Genomic DNA, 23280 nt, shown 5'->3' with positions numbered 1-23280 from the left:
CTTGGGGGCCCTCGTCCGGTCAGCAGGCCCAAAGTCCTGAAGTTCTGGCCCAGCGCGCGAATGTCGTCCACACGTTGACTGAACGGAGTCCAACAGCCATGCCGGAGACAACCTCGGCCAACCTCGGCCCTCGTGAGGTCTTGGCCCGCTATCAGCAGGCAATGCTCGACAAATCCGCGGACGACCTGGCCGATCTGTACGCCGTCGATGCCGTGCACGAGTTTCCTTTCCTCTTCCCCGGCATGCCTGAGCACTACCAGGGACGCGAAGAGGTCCGCGCGGGCTATCGAGCGGCCTGGGGTGCAAGCCCGGCGCAGCCGCAGGAGATCCGCGAAGTCGTCGTGCATGAGAACACCGACCCGGAGGTGATCGTCGTCGAGCAGATCGTCTCCGGGATCGTGACCACGACCGGCCAGTCCTTCAACTTTCCCGGCCTCCTCGTGATCCGGATCCGGAACAGCCAAATCGTGCATGTCCGCGACTACATGGACGGGCTCGGCGTGGCTCACGCGATGGATCGACTGACCGCCGTGGCCGCCAGCCTCAGCAACCGCTCCTGAGCCTCTGACATCGGACTCATTCGCCTAGGCGGACGGACCGCTGCCTCCGTATGACGGTGTCCGGTCAGCAGGCACCCTGCCGACCGGATACGCATCACCAACGCCCGCGCCGGGGTAAAGCTCATCGCATGGTGCGCGCCCCGATTTCGCGTCCGGTGACCAACTCGGACTCGATGCGCAGGAAGACTCCGTCCCGCACGTGCATCCAGGAACGCGGGCCGTTCTGCGAGAGCCGGTCGTGCTCGGCGGGGTCGGTCACCACGCCGGCTCGGCCGGTGACCACCACGCTCCAGCCGGACCGGGTCGCCGCAGTGAACTCGTCCGCCTCGAAGGCGACGACGACGCCGTCGATGGCGCGTACGAGGTCGGAGCCGGCCGAGGTGTACAGCAGGACGGAGGCATCCTCGTCCAGGGAGAAGTTGACCGGGAGGACCGCGGGCAGCGCCTGCCGCGTGTACACGACCCGGCCGACCGGCACCTTGGCCAGCAGGCGAAGGCATTCCCGCCGGTCGAGAATGCGAAAGGCGTCGTTCTCGAGCATCTCACCATCCTCAGCGCGGCGGCTTGGCACCGGATAGGGCCGGTCGGCCCTACTTTCGTCATCCCGGCGGCAGAGGCCGCAGCCGCCGTATGGAAGGAGTCGTGCGAGCAATCCAGGACAAGGGGCAGTGGAGGAGGGCCGGCCGGATCGGAGTGGGGACCGTCAGCCCGGCGGCAGGGACCCTTGGCCCATGCCGCCCAGGTGCCCCACAGCCGACAGTGGCTGAGGAACCGCCGGTCCGCAGGCAAGGTCCCGGGGATTCCTCTGCGGCCCATGCCGCAGAACGACATGAGCAAGAGGGAAGGGACGGACAGCATGGTCCAGTCTTCGACGACGGAGAGCAGCAGGACGGCCTCGGGTGCGCCGGTATCCGGCCGGGCCTGGCTGATGCTGGCCCTGGCCACTGTCGGGTTCGCCGTCAACTTCTGGGCCTGGGCGCTGCTCAGCCCGCTCGGCCCTCGTTTCAAGGACACCCTGGACCTGACCTCTTTCCAGCAGTCGCTGCTGGTGGCTGTGCCGGTCGTCGTCGGTTCCGTGGGCCGTATCCCGGTCGGCGCGCTGACGGACCGGTTCGGCGGGCGTGTGATGTTCCCGATCGTCTCGGCGGTCACCATCGCTCCGGTGCTTTATCTGGGGCTGGCCGGCCATTCCTCGCTCGCCGCGTTGCTGGCCGGCGGGTTCTTCCTGGGTATCGGCGGTACCGCCTTCGCCGTGGGCGTGCCCTTTGTGAGCGCATGGTTCCCGCCCGAGCGGCGGGGTCTGGCCATCGGCGTCTTCGGCATGGGGATGGGCGGCACCGCGATCAGTGCCCTGACCACGGTGAAGCTGGTCGATGCGAACAGCATGTCGACGCCCTTCCTGATCACCGCGGGCTTCCTTGCGGCATACGCGGTCGTGGCCGCGCTGGTGCTGCGGGACGCCCCGGGCCGCACCGTGCCGACCGAGCCGCTGGGGCGGCGTTTGGCCGCCACCCTGCGCCTGGGCGTCACGTGGCAGGCGTCCGTTCTGTACGCGGTGGCCTTCGGCGGCTACGTCGCCTTCTCCGTCTACCTGCCTACCTACCTCAAGACCGGCTACGCCCTGCCCCAGGCCGACGCGGCCAACCGGATGGCCGGCTTCGTGCTGCTCGCGGTGGCCATGCGGCCGGTGGGTGGCTGGCTGTCGGACCGCATCGGGCCGGTGCGGGTGCTGGCCGGCACGCTCGCGGTGGTGCTGGCCGGGGCGCTCGCGCAGTCCTTCACCCCGGCCCTGGCGCCGGTGGGCACGATCGCCTTCCTGGCCATGGCCGCCGCGCTGGGCGCGGGCAGCGGTGCGGTGTTCGCGCTGGTGGCGCTGCTGGCTCCGGCGAACAAGGTCGGTTCGGTCACCGGCATCGTCGGCGCCGCGGGCGGCCTGGGCGGCTTCGTGCCGCCGCTGGTGATGGGCTCGCTGTACGGCGCCTACGGCTCCTACGGGATCGGCCTCATCCTGCTGGCCGCTGTCGCGGCGGCGGCGCTGGCCTTCACCGAGACCGGCGTGCGGCACGCACTCACCCGCCGCACGCCGCCCACCGTCCACTCAAGCTGAACCGACGCAGAGAAGCCGGAGTCCTCCGATGTGCGAATACTGCGGCTGTCAGTCCGTGGCGACGATCGACGAGCTGACCCGCGAACACGACGAGGTCGTCACCCTCGTCAGCCACGTGCGCGACGCCCGGCGCGACGGCGACCTCACCGGCATGGCCGAACTCGCCCGCCGCATCACCACCGTCCTGGTCCCGCACACCCAGGTGGAGGAGCACGGGCTGTTCCCCGCGATGGCCCAGGAGTTCCCCGACCACATCGCCACGCTGGAGGCCGAACACCGTCGCATCGAGGCGGTGCTGGCCGAGGCCGCTCACGGCATACCGGCGGATCCCGCCTGGCCCGACCGGCTGCTGGAGGTGCTCGCCCTGCTGCGTGATCACATCCTCAAGGAGCAGGACGGCGTCTTCCCCGCCTCGCTGGCGACCCTGTCGACCGAGCAGTGGGAAGCCGTCGAGGCGGTGCGCGCCGAAGCGGGCAGCGCCCTGTCCCGGCCTGCCGCCTGACCGCTCTCGGCGGGGCGGACCAGCCGCCAGCCCGCCCATGCATGGTGCTCGAAGACGGGGAGCCGCTTCGGCGCGCAGACGATCTCCGTCAGCCGCGTTTCGCCTGATTGTGGTGTGACGGTTGACCTTTCGGGGGACGGCGCTCATAAAGTCGTCTGTGACCGGACTTGATCACGACTCGAACGGGCTCACGTCGCCCGGAGCGGAGTGGCACGGTGAGCACGGAGACCAGCCGGGACAAGACACGGGCGGGCCTGGACGGCGATCTGGCGGAGGCGCTGGTGCGCAGCCGCCGGTTCTTCACCCGGGCGGAGGTCTCGGAGGATCTGCGCACCCTGCACCGCAAGGGCGGCCGGCAGGCGGACGAGTTCTACCGGGACCGCTGGTCGCACGACAAGGTGGTGCGCTCCACGCACGGCGTGAACTGCACCGGCTCGTGCTCGTGGAAGGTGTACGTCAAGGACGGCATCATCACCTGGGAGGCCCAGCAGACCGACTACCCCTCGGTCGGCCCGGACAGCCCGGAGTACGAGCCGCGCGGCTGTCCGCGCGGGGCGGCCTTCTCCTGGTACACCTACTCGCCGACCCGGGTGCGGTACCCGTACGTGCGCGGCGTGCTGCTGCAGATGTACCGGGAGGCCAAGGCACGCCTCGGGGATCCGGTGGCGGCCTGGGCGGACATCGTCTCCGCCCCCGAGCGTGCCCGCCGCTACAAGCGGGCACGCGGCAAGGGCGGCCTGGTGCGGGCGAGCTGGGACGAGGCGGTGGAGATGGTGGCCGCCGCGCACGTGCACACCATCAAGGAGTACGGCCCGGACCGGCTGGCCGGGTTCTCGCCGATCCCGGCGATGTCGATGGTCTCGCACGCGGCCGGGGCCCGTTTCTACTCGCTGCTCGGCGGGGCGATGCTGTCGTTCTACGACTGGTACGCCGACCTGCCGGTCGCCTCCCCGCAGGTCTTCGGCGACCAGACCGACGTTCCGGAGTCGGGCGACTGGTGGGACGCCGGCTACCTGATCATGTGGGGTTCCAACCTGCCGGTCACCCGCACCCCGGACGCGCACTGGATGGCCGAGGCCCGCTACCGCGGCCAGAAGGTCGTCGCCGTGTCCCCGGACTACGCGGACAACGTGAAGTTCGCCGACGAATGGCTCGCCGCCCAGCCCGGCACCGACGGGGCCCTCGCCATGGCCATGGGACACGTGATCCTCAAGGAGTTCTTCGTAGACCGGACCACGCCGCAGTTCACCGCCTACGTCACGAAGTACACGGACCTGCCCTTCCTGGTCGCCCTCGACGAGGCTGAGGGCGAGCCGGGCACCTTCACGCCGGGCAAGTTCCTGACCGCCGCCGATCTGGGCGGCGAACACGCCGAGGCCGAGCACGCGGAGTTCCGCACCGTGTTGCTGGACGCGGCCACCGGCCGGCCGGTGGTGCCCAACGGAACGCTCGGCGACCGTTACGGCGAGGCGGGCGCCGGCAAGTGGAACCTCGACCTCGGCGGCATCCAGCCGTTGCTGTCCGCCGAGGGCGGCGAGGAGGCGCCGGTCGCCGTCGACCTGGCCCGCTTCGACGCCCCCGACGGCAGCGCGGCGCTACTGCGGCGCGGGGTCCCGGTCCAGCGGGTCGCCGGGCGGCTGGTGACCACGGTGTACGACCTCCTGCTCGCCCAGTACGGGGTGGTCCGCGACGGCCTGCCCGGCCGGTGGCCGACCTCGTACGAGGACGCGGAGGAGCCGTACACCCCGGCCTGGCAGGCGGCGATCACCGGAGTGGAGGCCGGGAAGGCGGCGCGGATCGCGCGGGAGTTCGCGGCCAACGCCGAGGAGTCCGGCGGCCGTTCGATGATCATCATGGGGGCGGGCACCAACCACTGGTTCCACTCCGACACCATCTACCGCGCGTTTCTGACCTTGACGACGTTGACCGGCTGCCAGGGCGTCAACGGCGGCGGCTGGGCGCACTACGTCGGTCAGGAGAAGGTCCGCCCGATCACCGGCTACTCGGCGATCGCGACCGCCGCGGACTGGAACCGGCCGGCCCGGCAGATGATCCAGACCGCCTACTGGTACCTGCACGCCGACCAGTTCCGCTACGACCCGTTCTCCGCCGACACCCTCGCCGCGGCCGGCCCGGGCACGGGCGGCCCGTTCGCCGGGAAAACCACGGCGGATGTCATCGCGCAGTCGGCGCGGATGGGCTGGATGCCGTCGTATCCGACCTTCGACCGCAACCCCCTCGATCTGACCGACGAGGCCGAAGCCGCCGGCCGGCCGGTCGCCGAGCACGTCGTGGACGAACTGAAGGCGGGGCGGCTGCGGTTCGCGGGCGAGGACCCCGACGCCCCCGAGAACTTCCCGCGCGTGCTGACCATCTGGCGGGCCAATCTGCTGGGCTCCTCGGCCAAGGGCAACGAGTACTTCCTCAAGCACCTCCTCGGCACCGACCACTCAGTGCGGGCCACCGAGGCGCCGCCGGAGGCCCGCCCCCGAGACGTGGTGTGGCGGGAGGAAGCCCCCGAGGGCAAGCTCGACCTGCTGCTCACCCTGGACTTCCGCATGACCAGCACGACCGTCTTCTCCGACATCGTCCTGCCCGCCGCCACCTGGTACGAGAAGCACGACCTGTCCAGCACCGACATGCACCCCTTCGTGCACGCCTTCAACCCGGCCATCGCCCCGCCCTGGCAGACCCGAACCGACTGGGACGCCTTCCACACGATCGCCAAGGAGTTCAGCCGCCAGGCCGCCGATCACCTGGGCGTCCGCAAGGACGTGGTCGCCGCCGCGCTGCTGCACGACACCCCCGACGAGATGGCCAACCCGCACGGCCGGGTGCTCGACTGGAAGGCGGGCGAGTGTGAGCCGGTCCCCGGCCGCACGATGCCGAAACTGGTGACGGTGGAACGCGACTACGGCGCCGTCGCCGACAAGATGGCCGCCCTCGGCCCCCTGCTCGACACCCTGGGCGCCACCACCAAGGGCGTCACCTTCAAGGTCGAGCGCGAGCTGGAGTACCTGCGGCACAAGAACGGCACCGTGCGCGGCGGCACGGCCGACGGGCGGCCCTCGATCGCCCGCGACACACACGCCTGCGAGGCGATCCTCGCCCTGTCCGGCACCACCAACGGCCACCTCGCCACCCAGGGCTTCCACACCCTCGAAGCCCGCACCGGCACACGGCTCGCGGACCTGGCCGCCGAGCACGAGGGCAAGCAGATCACCTTCGCCGACACCCAAGCCGCCCCCGTACCGGTCATCACCTCCCCGGAATGGTCCGGCTCCGAGACCGGAGGACGCCGCTACTCCCCGTTCACCATCAACGTCGAGCGCCTCAAGCCCTGGCACACCCTCACCGGCCGCCAGCACTTCTACCTCGACCACGACTGGATGACCGCACTCGGCGAACAACTGCCCGTCTACCGACCACCATTGAACATGCACGCGCTCTTCGACGAGCCCCGCATCGGCGAGACGGGCGAACTCGGCGTGACCGTGCGCTACCTGACCCCGCACAACAAGTGGTCCATCCACTCCGAGTACCAGGACAACCTCTTCATGCTCTCCCTGTCCCGGGGCGGCCCGACCATCTGGATGAGCACCCAGGACGCGGCCAAGGTCGGCGTCAAGGACAACGACTGGGTCGAGGCGGTCAACCGCAACGGCGTGGTCGCCGCCCGCGCCATCGTCTCGCACCGCATGCCCGAGGGCACCGTCTACATGCACCACGCCCAGGACCGCCTCATCGACGTGCCCCGCACCGAGACCACCGGCCGGCGAGGCGGCATCCACAACTCCCTGACCCGCCTGCTGATCAAACCCAGCCACCTCATCGGCGGCTACGCCCAGCTGACATACGCCTTCAACTACCTCGGCCCCACCGGCAACCAGCGCGACGAGGTCACCGTCATCCGCCGCCGCACCAACCAGGACGTGGAGTACTGACATGCGTGTGATGGCCCAGATGGCGATGGTGATGAACCTCGACAAGTGCATCGGCTGCCACACCTGCTCGGTCACCTGCAAACAGGCGTGGACCAACCGCACCGGCGTCGAGTACGTGTGGTTCAACAACGTCGAGACCCGCCCCGGCCAGGGCTACCCCCGCCGCTACGAGGACCAGGAGAAATGGCGCGGCGGCTGGGAGCTGAACAAGAAGGGCAACCTCGCGCTGAAGGCCGGCGGCCGGTTCAAGAAGCTGATCCAGATCTTCTCCAACCCGGTCCTGCCCTCCCTCGACGACTACTACGAGCCCTGGACCTACGACTACGAGACCCTCACCAACGCCCCGCTGCAGGAACACACCCCGGTCGCCCGCCCCAAGTCCCTGATCTCCGGCAAGGACATGAAGATCTCCTGGTCGGCGAACTGGGACGACGACCTCGGCGGCTCGGCAGCGACCAGCGAGCAGGACGTCCTGCTGAACCAGGTCTCCGAGAAGATCAAGTTCGAGTTCGAGCAGACCTTCATGTTCTACCTGCCGCGGATCTGCGAGCACTGCCTCAACCCGTCCTGCGCGGCCTCCTGCCCCTCCGGCGCCATCTACAAGCGGGAGGAGGACGGCATCGTCCTGGTCGACCAGGACCGCTGCCGCGGCTGGCGCATGTGCGTCACGGGCTGCCCGTACAAGAAGATCTACTTCAACCACCGCACCGGCAAAGCCGAGAAGTGCACCTTCTGCTTCCCGCGCGTCGAGGTCGGCCTGCCCACCGTCTGCTCCGAGACCTGTGTCGGCCGGCTACGCTACATCGGCCTGGTCCTCTACGACGCCGACCGCGTCCTGGAAGCCGCCTCCACACCCGACGACACGGACCTCTACGAAGCCCAGCGAGGCGTCTTCCTCGACCCCAACGATCCGGAGGTCGTTCGCCAGGCAGAGAAGGCGGGCATCCCCCGGGACTGGATCGAGGCCGCCCAGCGCTCCCCGATCCACGCCCTGATCAACACCTTCAAGGTCGCCCTGCCGCTGCACCCGGAGTACCGGACGATGCCCATGGTCTGGTACATCCCGCCGCTGTCCCCGGTGGTCGACGCCGTCCGCGACACCGGACAGGACGCCGAGAACCACCGCACCCTCTTCGCCGCCGTCGACGCCCTGCGCATCCCCGTCGACTACCTCGCCCAGCTGTTCACCGCGGGCGACCCGGCACCGGTGGACGCGGTGCTTCGCCGCCTGGCGGCAATGCGGGCGTACATGCGCGACATCAACCTCGGCCGCGAACCGAACGACGACATCCCCGAGGCGGTCGGGATGACCGGGGAGCAGGTGTACGACATGTACCGGCTGCTGGCACTGGCCAAGTACGACGAGCGGTACGTCATCCCTCCCGCCCACGCCGAACAGGCCCACAAGCTCGAAGAACTCGCCACCGAGTGCAGCCTCGACTACGAGGGCGGCCCGGGCATGGGCGGCTCCGGCCCCTTCGGGGAGACCTCCGGCGGCGCCGCGCCGATCGCGGTGGAGAACTTCCACGCCCTGCGCGACCGGCAGACCGCCGACACCCCGGCCACCCCCACCGACAAGGCCACCCGGGTCAACCTCCTCAACTGGGACGGCAAGAGCTCCCCACCCGGCCTGTTCCCGGACAGGCCGGCTGGCGACGGCACCGGTGCGAACCGCGACGGGCAGGTGGAACCGAAGCCATGAAACGGAAGACCACCCGCACCACCCGCATCCGGCCATGGCACGCCGACGCCTGGCAGGCACAGTCCTTGCTGCTCGCCTACCCCGACGAGCGGTTCGAGCAGTACCTGGCCCTGGCCGGACGGGCCGCCGCCGCCCTGCCGGAACCGGTCGCCCGCCCCCTGCTCCGTTTCACCGCACACGCGCAGCAGACCGACCCCGCCGACCTGGCCGCCGCCTACGTGGCCACCTTCGACCACCGCAAACGCTGCTGCCTCTACCTGACGTACTACGCACACGGCGACACCCGCAAGCGCGGCCTCGGCCTGCTGCGGCTGAAGCAGACCTACACCGCGGCCGGATGGCGCCTGGGGGACGACGAACTGCCCGACCACCTCGCCGTGGTTCTCGAGTTCGCCGCGACCGACCCGGCGACGGGAGCGGGCCTGCTCACCGAACACCGGGCCGGCCTGGAACTCCTGCGGCTCGCCCTGAACGACGACGGCTCGCCCTGGGCCCACATCCTGGACTCCGTCTCCGCCACCCTGCCCGCTCTGGCCGGCGACGACCGTGAGGCCGTCATGCGCCTGGCCGCACAGGGCCCGCCCGAGGAACAGGTCGGCCTCGACCCGTACGCGCCCCCCATGCCATCACCCGGGTCAGCCCCCGTGTTCCTGCCCGACCCCGTCGTAGGAGGTCCCCGATGACCGCACCCCCGCAGCCCCTCACCCTGGCGGCGGAGGCAGGCACCGGCGCCATCCTGCTCTGGGTCGCCCTTCCCTACGTCTGCCTCGCGGTGTTCGTCCTCGGCCACATCTGGCGCTACCGCTACGACAAGTTCGGCTGGACCACCCGCTCCTCCCAGCTCTACGAGCGGCGCCTGCTGCGCATCGGCAGCCCGCTGTTCCACTTCGGCATCCTCGTCGTGCTCCTCGGCCACATCGGCGGCCTGGTCATCCCCAAGAGCTGGACCGAGGCGGTCGGGATCAGCGAGCACACGTACCACATCGGCGCGGTCGTCCTCGGCACCATCGCCGGCGTCGCCACGCTCGGCGGCCTGGCCATCCTGATCTACCGCCGCCGCACCGTCGGCCCGGTCTTCTCCGCCACCACCCGCAACGACAAGGCCATGTACGTCTCCCTGACCGTGACCATCGGGCTGGGCCTGGCCGCCACGGTGGCCGCGAACGTCGTCGGCGGCGGCTACGACTACCGCGAAACCATCTCCCCCTGGTTCCGCTCCATCTTCTACCTCCAGCCCGACCCCGGCCTGATGACCGAAGCCCCGGTGCTCTTCCAACTGCACGCGATCAGCGCCCAGCTGCTGTTCGCGGCCTGGCCCTTCACCCGCCTCGTCCACATGCTCACCGCACCGCTCGGCTACCTCACCCGCCCCTACATCGTCTACCGCAGCCGCGACACCCAACTCGGCGCCCGGGCCCCGCATCGGGGCTGGGAACGTACGGGTTCATGAGCGGCCGACACACGTCCTGCGGCGATCAGCCTCACGGAGCGGCCTGAGGGTTGCCCGGCGGCGGCTGACGCCCATGTCCGTGCACCTGCTCGGCGCCTTCGCCGTCAGCGGCTTCGATCACCAGCTCGCCGCCGTCGAAGGGCACCGCCGGCGTCACCAGATCGGCGCCGGACAGCATCCTGACCGTGGCGGCGACCCGGTGCAGGACCTGTTCGGGGTCGGTGCCCGACAGCAGGCTGCGCGTCAGTTCGCTGCTCGCCGCCAGCCACCGCTCCCGGCGTCGGCTGTCCTCGTACAGTCGGGCGTTGTCGATCGCAACACCGGCCGCGGCCGCGAGCGTGCGCAGCACCGCCTCGTCCTGGGCGTCCACCAGGGTGACGGCAGACTCGGTGATCCGCCGCAGCACCGCGTCGAAGCGCGCTGAGCGCAGTACCGGCAGGGGTACTTCGTCTTGCGGGCGCTGCACGGCGTTGAACGCACGCGGGGACCTGCTGACGCAGCGCCTCGATGGCCTGCTGCCGGGGCGCCGGGCGGCGCCGCCTGTTCTTGGCCCCTCACGCGCCACGGACCGTCAATGTGGTGATGCAGCACCATACGCCCAAGGCAGGGCAACGATCGCCCCTTTGACCCGCCCCGGTCTCTCCCGGCTCCCCAACGGGCGTCTGCGTACGTCCCGTTCGGTCGCCGCCTCCCCCGGCCGCGGGGCCCGCCCCGGTGTCCGTGTCCCGAGCCCGTCCCAGCGCCGGTCCGTCCTCGCAGGTCACAGCCGTGTCGGCGTCCCGGCGTCCCGATCTCGGCAGGCGGCGACCACGACGGGACGTCCGCTGCCAGCATCACTCGGGCCGGGAGGGCTCCTGGCGACTCACCAGCAAGAGGGGGAACACCAGATGGGAAAGAGGACGCTTCTGCGGGGTCTGACCCTCGCCGTGGCAGCGGTCCTGCCCCTGTACGGGCAAACGGCCATGCAGGCGGCACAGGCCGCGGCCACCGCGGTCTGCGGGCACACGAGCGCACAGCCCACGCTGCAACAGGGATCGACGGGGGACGCGACGGTAGAGGCGCAGTGCGAGCTCGACCTCGCGACGAAGCCGAGCCGGTACGCGCCGATCTCGGCCGACGGCACGTTCGGTACGGCGACGGAGACGCGCGTCAGGGAGTTCCAGCGGTGCGCCGGGCTGAGCGCGGACGGCGTGCTCGGCCCGAACACCTGGGCGGCGCTCCACAGCTGGGCCGCCCAGCCGCACACCTGCGCGACCCAGGGCACGGCGGGCCCGGCGCAGGCGACCGTGTGCGGCCACACCGACTCGCGCCCGACCCTGAAGAAGGGGGCGAAGAGCGACGAGGTCAAGGAGGTGCAGTGCCGGCTCAACCTCGCCATGGAGCCGTACCACTATCCCCCGCTGACGATCGACGGCGACTTCGGCGGCGGCACCGAGGACCGGGTCATCGAGCTTCAGCACTGCGCCAACCTCAGCGCCGACGGCACGGTGGGCCCGAACACGTGGGCGACGCTGGTCGACTGGTCCAGCCGTAACACGTACTGCACCCCGCCCCGCCCGGCCGGGCACTCGATCGACGGGCTGGACACGGCCAAGTACCAGCACCCGGGCGGTGCGCCGATCGACTGGAAGGCCGTCCGTGCTTCGGGCGTCGAGTTCGCGACGGTCAAGGCCACCCGGGGCATGAACGTCACCGACGAGTACCTCGCCACCGACCTGGCGGCGGCCCGGACGGCGGGGCTGGCCGTCGCGCCGTACCACTTCTACACGGGCTCGGCAGCCGACACGGGTGCCGCGCAGGCCGACCGGTTCATCGCCGCCGTGCGGGCGACCGGCTACACCGGCAAGCGCGCGGGCGACCTGCCTCCCATCTTCGACCTGGAGCGCATGGACGACGGCAGCGGGCGCTGTCCCACCTACGGCACGGTGGCCGACGCCAAGGCCTGGCTGGACCGGGTCGAGAACGCCTTCGGCCGCGTCCCGATGATCTACACCCAGAAGTCCTTCCTGGACGACTGCATGGGGTCGACCACCGCCTTCGCCCGGTATCCGCTTCAGCTCGCGGACTACCGCCAGTCGATCACCCAGCCTCCGCTGCCGAACGGCTCGACGACCTGGGCGATGTGGCAGTACACGGACGCCGCGCTCTTCCCCGGCCTGCGGGCGCCGGCGACCGGGGACGTGTTCAACGGCACCCAGGCCGACCTCGACCGCCTGGCCAACCGGTGATCCCGGCCGTGGCCATCACCGTACCGAGGAGGAACACCATGACCGACCGCCTCTCCCGCGCGGCCCTCGTCGCCCTGCTCGCCGTCCTGGGCTTCACCGCCCCGGCGCCCGCCTCGGCCGCCACCGCCACCGCCACCGCCACGAGCTGCTACGGCGGAGCGGTCACGGTCCACTACGGGGAGGTCCGCGACTTCGGCCCCTACGTGACCACGAGCCGCTGCACGGACATCAACATGCGGATGACGGGCGGCGACGCCGACTTCGGCTGGGCCTGCGTGCAGTTCGCGAGGGCCAGCGGCTGCAACTACTGGACCAAGATCGGCCGGAGCTGGACGACCATCGCCACCGACGTCCTGAACGGAACGAAGTTCACCGTGCCCAACGGCGTCGACCTGGAGGGCAGTTCCGCCACCTTCCAGATCGCCTTCTGACCTCCCGCCCACTTCACCGAACGGAGACCACCATGCTCAAGACCCGGGCGCTCGCCTCGGCTCTCGTCACCGTGGCCGCACTGCTGGCAGCGGGTGCCGCGCCCGCCGCCGCACAGTCCTCGGCCGCGGCGACCAGCTGCTACGGCGGCGCGAAGAACCTCAACTACCGCTACCAGGTGGGCCCCAGAGACTACGGGCCGTTCACCACGTCCTCGCGGTGCGGTGACATCAACATGCGGCTCACCACGGACGACGGCGGATTCCTCTACGCCTGCGTGGTGTTCGTCGAACACACCGACAAGTGCAACCACGACAACACGTACTCCCTGCACGGCACCCCGTGGGCGACGGTCGCCACCGACGTCAAGGACGGCACCCGCTTCGTCCTGCGCGTCGGCCCCTACGACACCGACGCGCAGAACGTGAACTTCCAGCTCGCCTACTGATCTCCCTCCGCACTTCTCGCGCCACCGTTCCGACCGTTCCGACCGTTCCGACCGTTCCGAAAGGACGACGATGACCTTCCTCTTCCGTTCCGCCGGCGGGCGCTCCGCCGCCGGCCACCCGCTCGACCGCCGCAGCATGCTGCGGGGCACGCTGGCCGTCGGCGCCGGCCTGGCGTTGGGCCCGCTGCTGCTCTCCGGTACCGCGCAGGCCTATTCGTGGTCGCGCACCATGAAGCAGGGCGACAGCGGCGCCGACGTGCTCGAGCTGCAGATCCGGGTCTCCGGCTGGGCAGCCGGCAGTGCGAGCCACACCCGGGTCGGCCTCGACGGCGACTTCGGCCCCGGCACGCTCGCGGCCGTCAAGCGCTTCCAGGCCGCGTACGGCCTCGACGACGACGGGGTCGCGGGCCCCAACACCCAGGCGAAGCTCAACGCGCTCGAGCAGTCGGACGGCTCCACGGCCCACTTCAACTGGAGCGAGTTCGTGGACCAGTCGAGCGGCACCTTCAACGGCGGCAAGCTGAGCGCTGCGCAGACCAAGGAGAACGCCCGCCGCTGCATGTACAAGCTGGAGGCGCTGCGCAAGAAGCTCGGGGACAAGCCGATCACGGTCAACTCGGGCTTTCGCAGCATCGCGCACAACGCCGACATCGGAGGGGCCAGCGACAGCATGCACCTGTACGGCACGGCGGCCGACCTCGACGTGCCCGGCGTCGCCACCAAGACGGTCTACCAGAAGGCGGAGACCTGCGGGTTCTCCGGCCTGGAGCGGTACACCGTCGACCACCAGCACGTCGACAGCCGGGCCGACCTGGGCCGCGACTGGTGGTGGGAGAGCGGCACGATCTGACGCGGTCACGGCCCGGCCGCGACCGTGCACCCCGGGTACCGCGGCGGCGGTACCCGGGGCTTCGCGCCTCAGGCCTTGGGCGTGTCCTTCAGCGCCGCCTCGCAGGAGGGCCAGTCGTGGAAGTCGTGCTGCGCACTCCACAGGCGGTGGGCCGCCTTGATGTTCCACTCCGGGTCGAACGCCCGCAGCGGGGTGCCGCCGAGCTCGCGCAGGCGGCCGTCGGAGATCTGGAAGACGCCCCAGTTGCGGCTGCCGTTGGTGTTGGGCAGGACCCACAACGGGTCCAGGAAGGACGCGCAGCGGGCGACGGCCACTGCGGACGCGGGATCCTCGGTGAACACCTGACGGATCCGCTCCGCCACTCTGACCGGCGACCAGGTCGACATGCTCACCGTCCGGGCGTAGAGCGCCTTCTTGGTGTCCTCGTCGACCACATTGTTGGCCGGCAGGCCCGCCAGCACCTGGAAGGCGGTCAGCCTGCGCAGGGTCTCCGGCCCGAAGTCCCCGTCGACGGCGAGCCGGCCCTTCGCCGCCACCAGCAGGCTCTGGACCTCGCGCACGCACTCGTCGTGCTGGCCCATGCTCACCGATCTGCACGCGGAGGAGTACAGCAGCCCGTCGTCCGCCGCCGGTGACCCGTCGGCGGAACGACCGCCGGGCAGCCACACGAAACCGGCCACCAGCAGCACCGCGACCACGGCCGCCAGCACCGCGAAACGGGGGGATACTTTCTCGGGCATCCGGGACCGTCCGGGCCGCCCCGCCGTACCGAGCTCTATCTCCAGCGGGACGACGTCGTCCGCCCCCGCGTCCGTCCCCGCGTCCGCCGCCACGGGCGGTACGCCGTGCCTGGAGCCGGGCTCCGAAGCCCCGGCCTCAGCCGTGGTTGCCGCCAGGCCGGCCTCCCGGCTCGCGTCGGCGTCCGATCGTGTCACCGTCTCCGCTGCGGCCTCGCGTTCCGCCGCGGGGCTCTCCTTGACGGTCCCGGTGACTACGTCCCGGTCGGTGTCCGCCAGTGCCCAGAGCCGGTGGAGTTCGCGGAGCTCCTCCGCACTGGCACCGCACACCTTGGCGAAGGAGTGCACGACCCGGTAGTCCGTCGGAACACCGACCCCCGAGCAGTACCGATGCAGACTGGAACCACTGACGCCCGCCTCCTTGCCGAGGCGGTCGTACCCCCGGCCGCTGCGCTCCTTCAGCATGCGAAGACAGGCGGCGAATTTATCGGTATGCGGAGAGGCAACCACACTTCCACCCTTGCTCAGGCCCCTACTGACGGGTAGAAGCTACACCGCACGCCGCAGCGCGTGCGCCCTTTCGCCCATGCAATACGATCGCCATCAGCCTTTCCCTCGACGCCATTTGAAGCAGTGACCTCTTTCAGCGTGGCCACTGGGTGAAGGGATCGGCGCCCTCAACGCACGAGGCTCCCGTGCCGTTGGGGGAAGTCTCGACCCACAGGCACCACCCTCCACTCAGTGCCCTGGAAGCTGATCGGCCGGCGCGTCGATGTCCGCTCGACCGCGCCCCTGGTCCAGATCTTCCACGAGGGCGTGGCAGGTGATCTCCAGGTCGTAACCCTCGTGCGTGCCGTCCTGGTCGATGGAGTTGACGCAGATCTGCCCCGCGCCGAGTTCCTCGCCCCGGCGCGCCCACGCGATGGCGTCCATGCCGGTGGCCTGCCTGGCACCGTCGATGAACACCTCGTACCCGCTGGGGGTCTCGGCCGTGACCGAGACGCGCTTGACCTGCATGGACTGCACGATGCACTGGCGGCCGAACTCGGCCGCCCCCTCGGTGATGATCGAGGGGTTGCGCACCGCCATCGAGTCCAGGCTGATCTTCTCCGCACCGGCGGCCAGCACCGCGTGCATGTCCTCCAGCGACCAAATCCCGCCGCCCACCGTCAGCGGCAGGAGCACCGTCTCGGGCGACCTTGCGGATCGTGGCCAGGTCCGCCTGGCGGCGCTGTGCGCTGGCGAGGATGTCGTAGAAGATGATCTCGTCGATGCCGTCCGCGTACACCGACGCGGCGACCTCGGCTGCGTCGCCGACGTCGATGTTGTTCTCGAAACGGCGGGCCTTGGTGACCCGGCCGTCGATGATGTCGAAGCAGGCGACGAGCCGGGTGGTCAACCCCGTCGCGGCGTTCAGGCCGGGCACAGCTCCTCCTGCGGGGTCCTGGCGAACCGCTCGATGAGGCCCAGCCCCAGCGGGCCGGACTTCTCGGTGTGGAACTGCGTGGCCATCATGTTGCCGTGCGTGACGGCAGAGGTGAACGGCAGGCCGTACTCCGTGGTCGCCGCGCCCTTCCTGCTGTCTGCGGGGTCGGCGTAATAGCTGTTCACGAAGTAGAAGTGACCCGCTTCCGGCAGGCCGGCCAGGAAGGGATGCGCCGAGGTGCGGTGTACCTGGTTCCAGCCCATCTGCGGCACCCGCACGTCGGCGCCATTGAAGGCCGTACGGTCCCGGGTAGCCGGCCCAGGCATGTCGCGTCCTGTTCTTCGCTGGTCTCGAAGAGGACTTGCAGGCCCACACAGATGCCCAGGAACGGGGGGTGCTGCCTGCCTTCGATAACCCGGGCGTGAAGCGCCTCGGGCCATCCGGCTTCGCACAGACAGGTCATCGTCGTCCCGGCTGATCCGACACCAGGCGGGCCCCGTTGGCGCTCCTGTACATCGAGGGAGAGCCTGGAAAGGCGTAGCAGGGACCAACCGGCCTGGAGGTGCCATGAACAGCAAGATCACCGTCGGAGGCCACCCATTCACCCGATGCCCGTCGGTCTCCCCATCGCCTGCTACACCGGCATGCTGGTGGGTTTCGCCGTCTGTGCGGCCAATGGACAGCAGTTCTGGCTCAACCTTGCCATCGCCCTGAACATAGCTGGGGTCGGCACGGCACTGCGGTGCAGAACGCCGAACTGATCCACCTGCATCGTGGCTCCCACGTGGCGTGAGCGGCGTAGCCCGGCCACTGAGCGGCGGGAGTTGTCGGCCGGCCGTTCCACCGACTCCGCACCCCTGGCCGGCCTCCTCCTCGACCAGGAGGCAGCGGATTAGCGAAAAGGGCGCCCTCAGGTGACACCTACACCGTCCAGTTCGGGTTCTCCATCCTCGGCACCGGATATGCCCGGGAGCCGGCAGCCGGACCTGCCAGATCTGAGCGACGTCTCGGCTGGCCGACCGGCACGCGTGGACGGGTACACGGAACTGCGCAACTACGCGGTGATCGGGGACGGCCGCTGCGTCGCGCTCGTCTCCCGGGACGGCTCGGTGGACTGGCTGGCCTGGCCGGACCTCGACTCGCCGACCCTGTTCGCCGCCGTGCTCGACCACGTTCAGGGAGGACGGTTCGTCCTGCGGCCGGAGGGGCCCTACACGACCTCCCGCCGTTACCTGCCTGGCACCAACGTGCTGGAGACGACGTTCACCACCGCAGGCGGCACGGTTCGGGTGACCGACGCACTGACCATTCCCGGCCACCGCTCCCTGGCGCCTGGCCGGGAGCTGGTCCGGCGGATCGAGGGCCTGGCGGGCAGCGTCCCCATGCGGTGGAGTGTCCAGCCGCGCTTCGGCTACGGCGCGCACGCCCCCCGGCTGACCCGCCGCGCAGGAGTTCCCGTCGTCACCTTCGGTCCTGAGGCGGTCGGGATCTGTGCCTGGAACGCGGGAGAGCCCCAGCCCACCTCCGAGGCCGTCGCATCCCGCTTCCGTGCTGATGCGGGCACCCGGTCCCTGCTCGCGCTGCCGTACGCACACCGGGAACCGCTGGTGCTCCCGACGCGCGCCGACTGCGAGGCCCGGCTGGACCACACGGCCGCCGCCTGGAGGCAATGGACCGACAGCCGCACCTACACGGGGCCCTGGTACGAGGCGGTGCTGCGCAGTGCCCTCGCTCTCAAGCTGCTGGTCTTCGCCCCCTCCGGCGCGGTCGCCGCCGCGGCGACCTGCTCCCTGCCCGAGGAACTCGGTGGGCAACGCAACTGGGACTACCGCTTCAGCTGGATCCGCGACTCCGCCTTCACCCTGAACGCCTTCCTCAAGCTGGGCTGCGCACCGGAAGCGACCGGCTACTTCTGGTGGCTGATGCACGCCTCCCAGCTCACCCACCCCCGCCTGCACGTCCTGTACCGACTCGACGGCGGCGCCCGCGCACCCGAGAAGACCCTTCCCCTGGCGGGCTACCGCGGCTCGACGCCCGTACGCATCGGCAACGCCGCCGCCGATCAGCTCCAACTGGACACCTACGGGGAACTGGTGCAGACCGCGTGGCTCTATGCCACAGGGGGTCACCGGCTGGACGCCGACATCGCCCGCCGGCTGGCTCAGACCGCCGACTTCGTCAGCACTGTCTGGCACCAGCCCGACACGGGCATCTGGGAGGTCCGCAGCGATCCCGAGCACTTCACCCAGTCCAAGATGATGTGCTGGGTCGCCCTCGACCGCGCCCTCGACCTCGCCCAGCGGCGGCTGATCCCCGACCGGCACGCACCTGTCTGGCGGCGCGAGCGGCAGGCCATCACCGAGTTCATCGACGACCGCTGCTTCAGCCCGCGGCTGAACAGTTACGTGCGTTCCGCCGACAGCGACGACCTGGACGCCGGCCTCCTGCTCGGGCTGCTCCACGATTATGGGTCGCCCGACGACCCCCGCATGCGCGGCACCGTCGCCGCGATCCAGCAGTCATTGCAGGACGGCCCGTATCTCAACCGCTACCTCGCCACCGACGGAGTGCACGGCAGCGAGGGCGCCTTCCTCGCCTGCTCCTTCTGGCTCGCCGAAGCCCTCGCGCTGACCGGCCGCGCCGACGAAGCCACCCGCCTCATGGATCAGCTCGTGCTCCTCGCCAACGACGTCGGCCTCTACAGCGAGGAGATCGACCCCACCACCGGCGACTTCCTCGGCAATCTGCCCCAAGGTCTGTCCCACCTCGCCCTGATCAGCGCCGCCTGCGCGATCGGCCAGGCCACACGATGAGCATCTGGGCCGCACTGGCGGGCGGGCTTGTCGGCACCCTGGTCCTGACCACCGGCCTGCGCGCGGCCAACGCCTTCAGCCTCACCCGAATCGATCTGCCGTTCCTCCTCGGGACCGCCTTCACCAGTGACCGGACCCGCGCCAAGGCCCTCGGCTACGGCGCACACTTCATCAACGGTCTGATCTTCGCCCTGCTGTACTACGCCGTCTTCGTCGCCATCGACTACAGCAGTTGGTGGCTGGGATGCGTCTTCGGCCTCGTCCACGGCCTGTTCGCCACCACCGCACTCGTCAACATCCTGCTGCCGCTCGTCCACCCGCGCATGGGCCAACCCGAAACCAGCGCCCCCCATGTCGCGCTGCTCGAACCTCCCGGATTCCTCATGCTCAACTACGGGCCCGGCACACCCGCCGTCACGCTCACCGCACACCTCGCTTACGGCACCATCGTCGGAGGGTTCCTCACATGGTCAGGCTGAGAACCCGTGACCGTGCCCCCCTGTGGGCCTGCTGGTGACGTTTCCAGCGAGCACGACACGGTCCGGGTAGCGTGGAAACCGGACCCGGAAACCTCCCAGGGAAGCCCTCGCATCGCGGTCGAAGTTGGTTGGAAGGGGGCCCTATGGCCTACCCACATGAAGCGGCGTCCTCTGGCCCGCTGCACGCGCATGCTGCACCGGGTTCGGACCCGGTCGACAGCGGATGGGATGCGCGCGGGCCCCGGCTGGCGTCGGTCGTGGTGTTCGTCCACGACCACGACGCATCGGCGGACTTCTACGGGGAGCTGCTGAACATGAAGGTCACCGTACGCACGGCGACTGCCGCACTACTCGTGAGTCGTAACGGCTTTCAGGTGTACCTGCGCGCCGTTGGCTCGCGCGCCCTCCACCCGTCGGGCCACGCCGGCGCGCAGTACGTGATCTGGACGGCGGACGGCCCCGACGACTTCCAGCGGTGCGAGCGCGTGCTCAGAGCCCGCTCCGACCGTGTCGACACGAGGGAGGCTGAGGGCTTCACTCTCATCGAGGGCCGGGATCCCAGCGGCTTGCCGGTGCTGGTGGCGTATCCGGGACCGGACGAAGTGGCGCGGCTCGAGATCATCTCTCGTTACTACGTGTGACACCGGAAGTAGCGTAGACCTGGCGGGAGGCCCTTCATGGCACAGAAGCGAACCGTGCACGTCCGCCGGGTCTACGACACACCGGCCCGGACTGACGGCACCAGAGTGCTGGTTGACGGCCTCTGGCCCCGGGGCATGACCAAGGAGAAGGCCCACCTCGACGAGTGGTGCAAGCAGGTCGCGCCCTCCATGGAGCTGCGCAAGTGGTACCTCCGCAACCCCGATCGTTTCGCGGAGTTCAGCCACCGCTACCAGGCCGAGCTCCAAGATCCCGAACGTGCAGATGCTCTGGCGCACCTGCGCGACCTCGCCGAAGACGCCACCCTGACACTCCTCACCGCCACCAGACATCCCGAGACCAGCAAAGCCGAAGTGCTTGCCGCGCTCATCCGGAGCTGACAGCACAGGAGACTGGTCTGCTGCCACTGTGGCGGTGGTGATGACGAGGGCGCCCTGGAGGGCGAGGTGGTTGGCGGTGAGGGCACCGCGGGCGGGTGACGACGACTCGATCCTGAGCTGGTCTTCGGTGTCGTAGGTGCCGCGTCAGTAGGTGGTGCGGGTGCTGGACTCGATCTCGCAGACGCCTCGCCTCTGCGTTCCCAGATGTACCGCCTCCAGGTGCACGGCGAGGCCGGGTGGTTGCCGGATCCGCTTGAGGGCGTCGGTGAGTTGCCGGCCGACGCGTTCCTCGATCGGTTCCAGTGGCTGCGGGGACGGGTCCTCGTCGGGTGCACTGCTGACAGGTCCGTGTTCTTCCAGGCGTTCAGCCTTCGCAATGTGCGCCACCACACTCGAAGTGACCCACCAGCAAGGCGCTCTCCGACCGGCTCGGCCAGCCGTCGATCATGGTGGACGAACTCCTGCGCCGTCCTGCGGACCCGACGGCCAAGCCGATGCGCAGGGACTGGAAGGGTGAGACCTCGGCACCGGTCTGGACTCGTGACGTGGCCTGGATGGTCCCCGGGCCTGGCCGGGCTTCGGTTCCCCGTCGGGGCCAGGTGGGCGAAGCCTGGCGAAGATGTCCTCGCCGGATTCACCACCGCCTGGGCGACCAGGTGAACTTGTCGCCGCCGACCCAGCGGACCACACCCGGGTCGTCCAGATCGTGCACGATGATGCCGGCCGCCAAGGCGGCGAGCAGCACGTCGGTGATGGTCTTCGCCTCGCCGACCACTTCGCCGTCGATTTCCACGACCCGGAAGGGCGGGGTGGCGGGCTGTACACCGAGCACCGTGATCCGTGGGCTGCCGATATGTGGGACTGCGCTTTCGGTCACGATGAGCCTCTCTTCTCGGATCCGTATCCGACAGCGCCCCGGCAAGTGAAGCACTCGGGCTCCGTCCGCTGGGCAGTCCATCGGGTCCGGGGCGGCGTCGGCGGGCGGGGTCAGTGCGGGCGTTCGGGTTTCGCCGGTTGATCGGGGCGTGGACGGATCTGCATGCCGGGGCGGCGTCGATGGACCGTGAGGTATTGGATGCCGCCGTCGCCCGCGGTGATGCTGCGCGTGGAGCCGTGCGGAAGCCAGAGCAGCATGCCCTCGGCCACGTGCTGCGGTTCGTCGGCCGTGCCGATGCCGACGGTTCCGTCTCCGCCGACGACGACGAGCAGGACATCCAGGTCCGGTTCGGTGTGGGTCTTGATGCGCTCACCGGGTGGCAAGTGGATGACGTTGGCGTCCATCTGACGCCCGGGCTCGGCCAGTTTCCACAGTGCTCCCATGGTTGCGGGCACCTGGCCGGTCAGCACCCGGGTGTCGCACAGGATCTGCGGTACAGCTTCCTGCGGGCCATCGGCGGCGTGCGGCTCAGTCATCCGAGCCCGCCTGCCGGCCGATGCGGACCTGCCATTGCTCGGGGCCCGACTCGACGTACTCCCAGGTGAAGGTGCCGGGGTGGGCGGACTGGAACTCGTGGTGCAGCGGCTTGGGGTCGTGGTTGTTGACCAAGGTGAAGGTCTCACCCGGTGCCAGGCGGGCGAAGCGTGTGAAGATCCGCGGGTGCCGCTGGCCGTGCGGGATCTCGCGTACGTCGATGACGGCGGGGCTCTCGAGCCGGCCGCCGCCGAGCAGCGTGTCCAGATCCGCGACCAGAGCGGGCAGGTCGGCACCAGGAAGGCGGACGAGGGCCGGCAGCAGCACACTCCGCTCCACCGCGAGATGCGCACGCAGTACAGCCTCGGTGGCCCGCGCGATCACGGCAGCGGAGGCTGCACCGTCGGCCGAGGACAGCTTGTCGATGTGCTGGCGTACCACGCTTGCGGTGGTGCGCAGCGCGCGGACCAGCAGCCGGGTCTCGGCCGCGCCCGCCGCGGCGGCGTACAGGGTCTGATCGCACGCGCTCAGGTAACGGAGCAGTTCGCCGGTGCAGAAGTCGCTCACGGCGGTGCGGACCGACTCCCCGGCGTCCGCGACGGGGTCGATCTCGGTCAGCGTGGCCAGCCGGCCCTGAAGCCGCTGGTTGGTCTGCTGCAGAACGCTCTGTGCCCGGACCACCGGGTCGGTCTCGGTCGACTCGATGTAGATCTCGGAAGGCGACGTCATCGTGGTGCCCCTTTTCTTTCCACCCCGTAGGTCAATTATTACATGTAGTATTCGTAAAAACCTGGGTACCTCCGGGATGCAAGGGAAGCGGGATCATGACGTATGTGATCGCACAGCCGTGTGTGGACGTGAAGGACAAGGCGTGCATCGAGGAGTGCCCCGTCGACTGCATCTACGAGGGACAGCGCTCGCTCTACATCCACCCCGACGAATGCGTCGACTGCGGGGCCTGCGAGCCGGTCTGTCCTGTCGAGGCGATCTTCTACGAGGACGACGTGCCAGGTGAGTGGCGGGACTACTACAGGGCCAACGTGGAGTTCTTCGACGTGCTCGGCTCACCCGGGGGCGCGTCCAAGCTGGGCCTGATCGAGCGTGACCATCCGCTGATCGCCGCGCTCCCGCCCCAGGGACAGGCGGCGAGCTGA

At 69.8% G+C, this 23280-nt stretch carries 25 protein-coding genes and 1 pseudogene; 16 read left to right on the top strand and 10 right to left on the bottom strand.

The window, feature by feature from the left end; all coding sequences use genetic code 11:
* The first annotated feature begins 98 nt into the window (after positions 1–98).
* Positions 99–560: a nuclear transport factor 2 family protein gene (locus OG802_RS34635; protein ID WP_329416816.1), complete on the top strand. Its 462-nt coding sequence runs from the start codon at positions 99–101 to the stop codon at positions 558–560.
* Between the two features lie 121 nt (positions 561–681).
* Here OG802_RS34635 and OG802_RS34630 read toward each other — a convergent pair whose 3' ends face one another.
* Positions 682–1101: a pyridoxamine 5'-phosphate oxidase family protein gene (locus tag OG802_RS34630; RefSeq protein ID WP_329416815.1), complete on the bottom strand. Its 420-nt coding sequence runs from the start codon at positions 1099–1101 to the stop codon at positions 682–684.
* A gap of 315 nt (positions 1102–1416) precedes the next feature.
* Between OG802_RS34630 and OG802_RS34625 the strand changes: the two genes are divergently transcribed.
* From OG802_RS34625 to narI, 6 genes are all read left to right on the top strand, one after another.
* Positions 1417–2667 carry a nitrate/nitrite transporter gene (locus OG802_RS34625; protein WP_329417634.1) on the top strand — a complete coding sequence of 417 codons (1251 nt, stop codon included), beginning with the start codon at positions 1417–1419 and terminating at the stop codon, positions 2665–2667.
* A gap of 28 nt (positions 2668–2695) precedes the next feature.
* The gene (locus OG802_RS34620) at positions 2696–3169 is read left to right on the top strand and encodes a hemerythrin domain-containing protein (RefSeq protein ID WP_329416814.1); all 474 of its coding nucleotides are present in this window, start codon (positions 2696–2698) and stop codon (positions 3167–3169) included.
* Between the two features lie 215 nt (positions 3170–3384).
* The gene (locus OG802_RS34615; RefSeq protein WP_329416813.1) at positions 3385–7113 is read left to right on the top strand and encodes a nitrate reductase subunit alpha; all 3729 of its coding nucleotides are present in this window, start codon (positions 3385–3387) and stop codon (positions 7111–7113) included.
* A 1-nt stretch (position 7114) separates the two neighbouring features.
* A complete protein-coding gene (gene narH, locus OG802_RS34610; RefSeq protein WP_329416812.1) occupies positions 7115–8815 on the top strand; it encodes a nitrate reductase subunit beta in 1701 nt (566 codons plus the stop codon).
* Positions 8812–9498, top strand: coding sequence for a nitrate reductase molybdenum cofactor assembly chaperone (narJ, locus tag OG802_RS34605; RefSeq protein ID WP_329416811.1), 687 nt, complete (start codon positions 8812–8814; stop codon positions 9496–9498). The genes narH and narJ overlap by 4 nt, the downstream gene beginning before the upstream one ends.
* Entirely contained in the window at positions 9495–10265 is a 771-nt protein-coding gene (gene narI, locus OG802_RS34600; RefSeq protein WP_329416810.1) for a respiratory nitrate reductase subunit gamma, read from the top strand. Before narJ ends, narI begins: the two co-directional genes overlap by 4 nt.
* A gap of 31 nt (positions 10266–10296) precedes the next feature.
* Here the strand turns inward: narI and OG802_RS34595 are convergent, their stop codons facing one another.
* Positions 10297–10731, bottom strand: coding sequence for a hypothetical protein (locus OG802_RS34595; RefSeq protein WP_329416809.1), 435 nt, complete (start codon positions 10729–10731; stop codon positions 10297–10299).
* A gap of 421 nt (positions 10732–11152) precedes the next feature.
* On the opposite strand from OG802_RS34595, the gene OG802_RS34590 reads away from it, so the two are divergent.
* From OG802_RS34590 to OG802_RS34575, 4 genes are all read left to right on the top strand, one after another.
* Positions 11153–12493 (top strand): GH25 family lysozyme, encoded by a 1341-nt coding sequence (locus OG802_RS34590; protein ID WP_329416807.1) that lies wholly within the window; start codon positions 11153–11155, stop codon positions 12491–12493.
* Between the two features lie 38 nt (positions 12494–12531).
* Positions 12532–12924 carry a hypothetical protein gene (locus OG802_RS34585; RefSeq protein ID WP_329416806.1) on the top strand — a complete coding sequence of 131 codons (393 nt, stop codon included), beginning with the start codon at positions 12532–12534 and terminating at the stop codon, positions 12922–12924.
* Positions 12925–12956: 32 nt separating this feature from the next.
* On the top strand, positions 12957–13370 hold the full coding sequence (locus OG802_RS34580) for a hypothetical protein (RefSeq protein WP_329416805.1): 414 nt from the start codon (positions 12957–12959) through the stop codon (positions 13368–13370).
* Positions 13371–13440: 70 nt separating this feature from the next.
* A complete protein-coding gene (locus tag OG802_RS34575) occupies positions 13441–14220 on the top strand; it encodes a D-Ala-D-Ala carboxypeptidase family metallohydrolase (protein WP_329416804.1) in 780 nt (259 codons plus the stop codon).
* Between the two features lie 68 nt (positions 14221–14288).
* Here the strand turns inward: OG802_RS34575 and OG802_RS34570 are convergent, their stop codons facing one another.
* The 4 genes and pseudogenes from OG802_RS34570 to OG802_RS34560 form a co-directional block, all read right to left on the bottom strand.
* On the bottom strand, positions 14289–15422 hold the full coding sequence (locus OG802_RS34570) for a helix-turn-helix domain-containing protein (RefSeq protein ID WP_443055422.1): 1134 nt from the start codon (positions 15420–15422) through the stop codon (positions 14289–14291).
* Positions 15423–15695: 273 nt separating this feature from the next.
* A complete protein-coding gene (locus OG802_RS34565; protein ID WP_329416802.1) occupies positions 15696–16142 on the bottom strand; it encodes a HisA/HisF-related TIM barrel protein in 447 nt (148 codons plus the stop codon).
* 70 nt (positions 16143–16212) lie between these two features.
* Positions 16213–16383: pseudogene (locus OG802_RS36070) on the bottom strand (imidazole glycerol phosphate synthase subunit HisF); the annotation flags it as partial.
* The gene (locus tag OG802_RS34560) at positions 16371–16709 is read right to left on the bottom strand and encodes an imidazole glycerol phosphate synthase subunit HisH (protein ID WP_329416801.1); all 339 of its coding nucleotides are present in this window, start codon (positions 16707–16709) and stop codon (positions 16371–16373) included. The gene OG802_RS34560 and the pseudogene OG802_RS36070, both read right to left, overlap by 13 nt.
* Before the next feature lie 702 nt (positions 16710–17411).
* Here OG802_RS34560 and OG802_RS34555 point away from each other — a divergent pair.
* The 4 genes from OG802_RS34555 (at position 17412) to OG802_RS34540 (ending at position 20715) form a co-directional block, all read left to right on the top strand.
* A complete protein-coding gene (locus OG802_RS34555; protein ID WP_329416800.1) occupies positions 17412–19196 on the top strand; it encodes a glycoside hydrolase family 15 protein in 1785 nt (594 codons plus the stop codon).
* Positions 19193–19675, top strand: coding sequence for a hypothetical protein (locus OG802_RS34550; RefSeq protein WP_329416799.1), 483 nt, complete (start codon positions 19193–19195; stop codon positions 19673–19675). Before OG802_RS34555 ends, OG802_RS34550 begins: the two co-directional genes overlap by 4 nt.
* Before the next feature lie 143 nt (positions 19676–19818).
* On the top strand, positions 19819–20316 hold the full coding sequence (locus OG802_RS34545) for a VOC family protein (RefSeq protein ID WP_329416798.1): 498 nt from the start codon (positions 19819–19821) through the stop codon (positions 20314–20316).
* Between the two features lie 36 nt (positions 20317–20352).
* On the top strand, positions 20353–20715 hold the full coding sequence (locus tag OG802_RS34540) for a DUF488 domain-containing protein (RefSeq protein WP_329416797.1): 363 nt from the start codon (positions 20353–20355) through the stop codon (positions 20713–20715).
* Positions 20716–20859: 144 nt separating this feature from the next.
* Here OG802_RS34540 and OG802_RS34535 read toward each other — a convergent pair whose 3' ends face one another.
* From OG802_RS34535 to OG802_RS34520, 4 genes are all read right to left on the bottom strand, one after another.
* Positions 20860–21105 carry a hypothetical protein gene (locus OG802_RS34535; protein WP_329416796.1) on the bottom strand — a complete coding sequence of 82 codons (246 nt, stop codon included), beginning with the start codon at positions 21103–21105 and terminating at the stop codon, positions 20860–20862.
* A gap of 244 nt (positions 21106–21349) precedes the next feature.
* Positions 21350–21592, bottom strand: coding sequence for a hypothetical protein (locus OG802_RS34530; RefSeq protein WP_329416794.1), 243 nt, complete (start codon positions 21590–21592; stop codon positions 21350–21352).
* Between the two features lie 110 nt (positions 21593–21702).
* Complete coding sequence (locus tag OG802_RS34525) at positions 21703–22128, bottom strand: hypothetical protein (protein ID WP_329416793.1); 426 nt, start codon at positions 22126–22128, stop codon at positions 21703–21705.
* The gene (locus tag OG802_RS34520; RefSeq protein ID WP_329416792.1) at positions 22121–22855 is read right to left on the bottom strand and encodes a DUF2249 domain-containing protein; all 735 of its coding nucleotides are present in this window, start codon (positions 22853–22855) and stop codon (positions 22121–22123) included. Before OG802_RS34520 ends, OG802_RS34525 begins: the two co-directional genes overlap by 8 nt.
* Before the next feature lie 95 nt (positions 22856–22950).
* Between OG802_RS34520 and fdxA the strand changes: the two genes are divergently transcribed.
* The gene (fdxA, locus tag OG802_RS34515) at positions 22951–23280 is read left to right on the top strand and encodes a ferredoxin (protein ID WP_266395360.1); all 330 of its coding nucleotides are present in this window, start codon (positions 22951–22953) and stop codon (positions 23278–23280) included.

This window comes from Streptomyces sp. NBC_00704 (assembly GCF_036226605.1).
In the GTDB taxonomy this organism is placed as follows: Bacteria; Actinomycetota; Actinomycetes; order Streptomycetales; family Streptomycetaceae; genus Streptomyces.
Note: the sequence above shows the minus strand (reverse complement) of the source record. Positions and strands in the feature narration are given on the sequence as shown.

Bases quoted from the DNA above. Each gene is read 5' to 3' on its own strand.
- OG802_RS34635 (WP_329416816.1), top strand. From the start codon at position 99: ATGCCGGAGACAACCTCGGCCAACCTCGGCCCTCGTGAGGTCTTGGCC.
- OG802_RS34630 (WP_329416815.1), bottom strand. From the start codon at position 1,101: ATGCTCGAGAACGACGCCTTTCGCATTCTCGACCGGCGGGAATGCCTT.
- OG802_RS34625 (WP_329417634.1), top strand. From the start codon at position 1,417: ATGGTCCAGTCTTCGACGACGGAGAGCAGCAGGACGGCCTCGGGTGCG.
- OG802_RS34620 (WP_329416814.1), top strand. From the start codon at position 2,696: ATGTGCGAATACTGCGGCTGTCAGTCCGTGGCGACGATCGACGAGCTG.
- narH (WP_329416812.1), top strand. From the start codon at position 7,115: ATGCGTGTGATGGCCCAGATGGCGATGGTGATGAACCTCGACAAGTGC.
- narJ (WP_329416811.1), top strand. From the start codon at position 8,812: ATGAAACGGAAGACCACCCGCACCACCCGCATCCGGCCATGGCACGCC.
- narI (WP_329416810.1), top strand. From the start codon at position 9,495: ATGACCGCACCCCCGCAGCCCCTCACCCTGGCGGCGGAGGCAGGCACC.
- OG802_RS34590 (WP_329416807.1), top strand. From the start codon at position 11,153: ATGGGAAAGAGGACGCTTCTGCGGGGTCTGACCCTCGCCGTGGCAGCG.
- OG802_RS34585 (WP_329416806.1), top strand. From the start codon at position 12,532: ATGACCGACCGCCTCTCCCGCGCGGCCCTCGTCGCCCTGCTCGCCGTC.
- OG802_RS34580 (WP_329416805.1), top strand. From the start codon at position 12,957: ATGCTCAAGACCCGGGCGCTCGCCTCGGCTCTCGTCACCGTGGCCGCA.
- OG802_RS34575 (WP_329416804.1), top strand. From the start codon at position 13,441: ATGACCTTCCTCTTCCGTTCCGCCGGCGGGCGCTCCGCCGCCGGCCAC.
- OG802_RS34570 (WP_443055422.1), bottom strand. From the start codon at position 15,422: ATGCTGAAGGAGCGCAGCGGCCGGGGGTACGACCGCCTCGGCAAGGAG.
- OG802_RS34560 (WP_329416801.1), bottom strand. From the start codon at position 16,709: ATGCCTGGGCCGGCTACCCGGGACCGTACGGCCTTCAATGGCGCCGAC.
- OG802_RS34550 (WP_329416799.1), top strand. From the start codon at position 19,193: ATGAGCATCTGGGCCGCACTGGCGGGCGGGCTTGTCGGCACCCTGGTC.
- OG802_RS34545 (WP_329416798.1), top strand. From the start codon at position 19,819: ATGGCCTACCCACATGAAGCGGCGTCCTCTGGCCCGCTGCACGCGCAT.
- OG802_RS34540 (WP_329416797.1), top strand. From the start codon at position 20,353: ATGGCACAGAAGCGAACCGTGCACGTCCGCCGGGTCTACGACACACCG.
- OG802_RS34525 (WP_329416793.1), bottom strand. From the start codon at position 22,128: ATGACTGAGCCGCACGCCGCCGATGGCCCGCAGGAAGCTGTACCGCAG.
- OG802_RS34520 (WP_329416792.1), bottom strand. From the start codon at position 22,855: ATGACGTCGCCTTCCGAGATCTACATCGAGTCGACCGAGACCGACCCG.
- fdxA (WP_266395360.1), top strand. From the start codon at position 22,951: ATGACGTATGTGATCGCACAGCCGTGTGTGGACGTGAAGGACAAGGCG.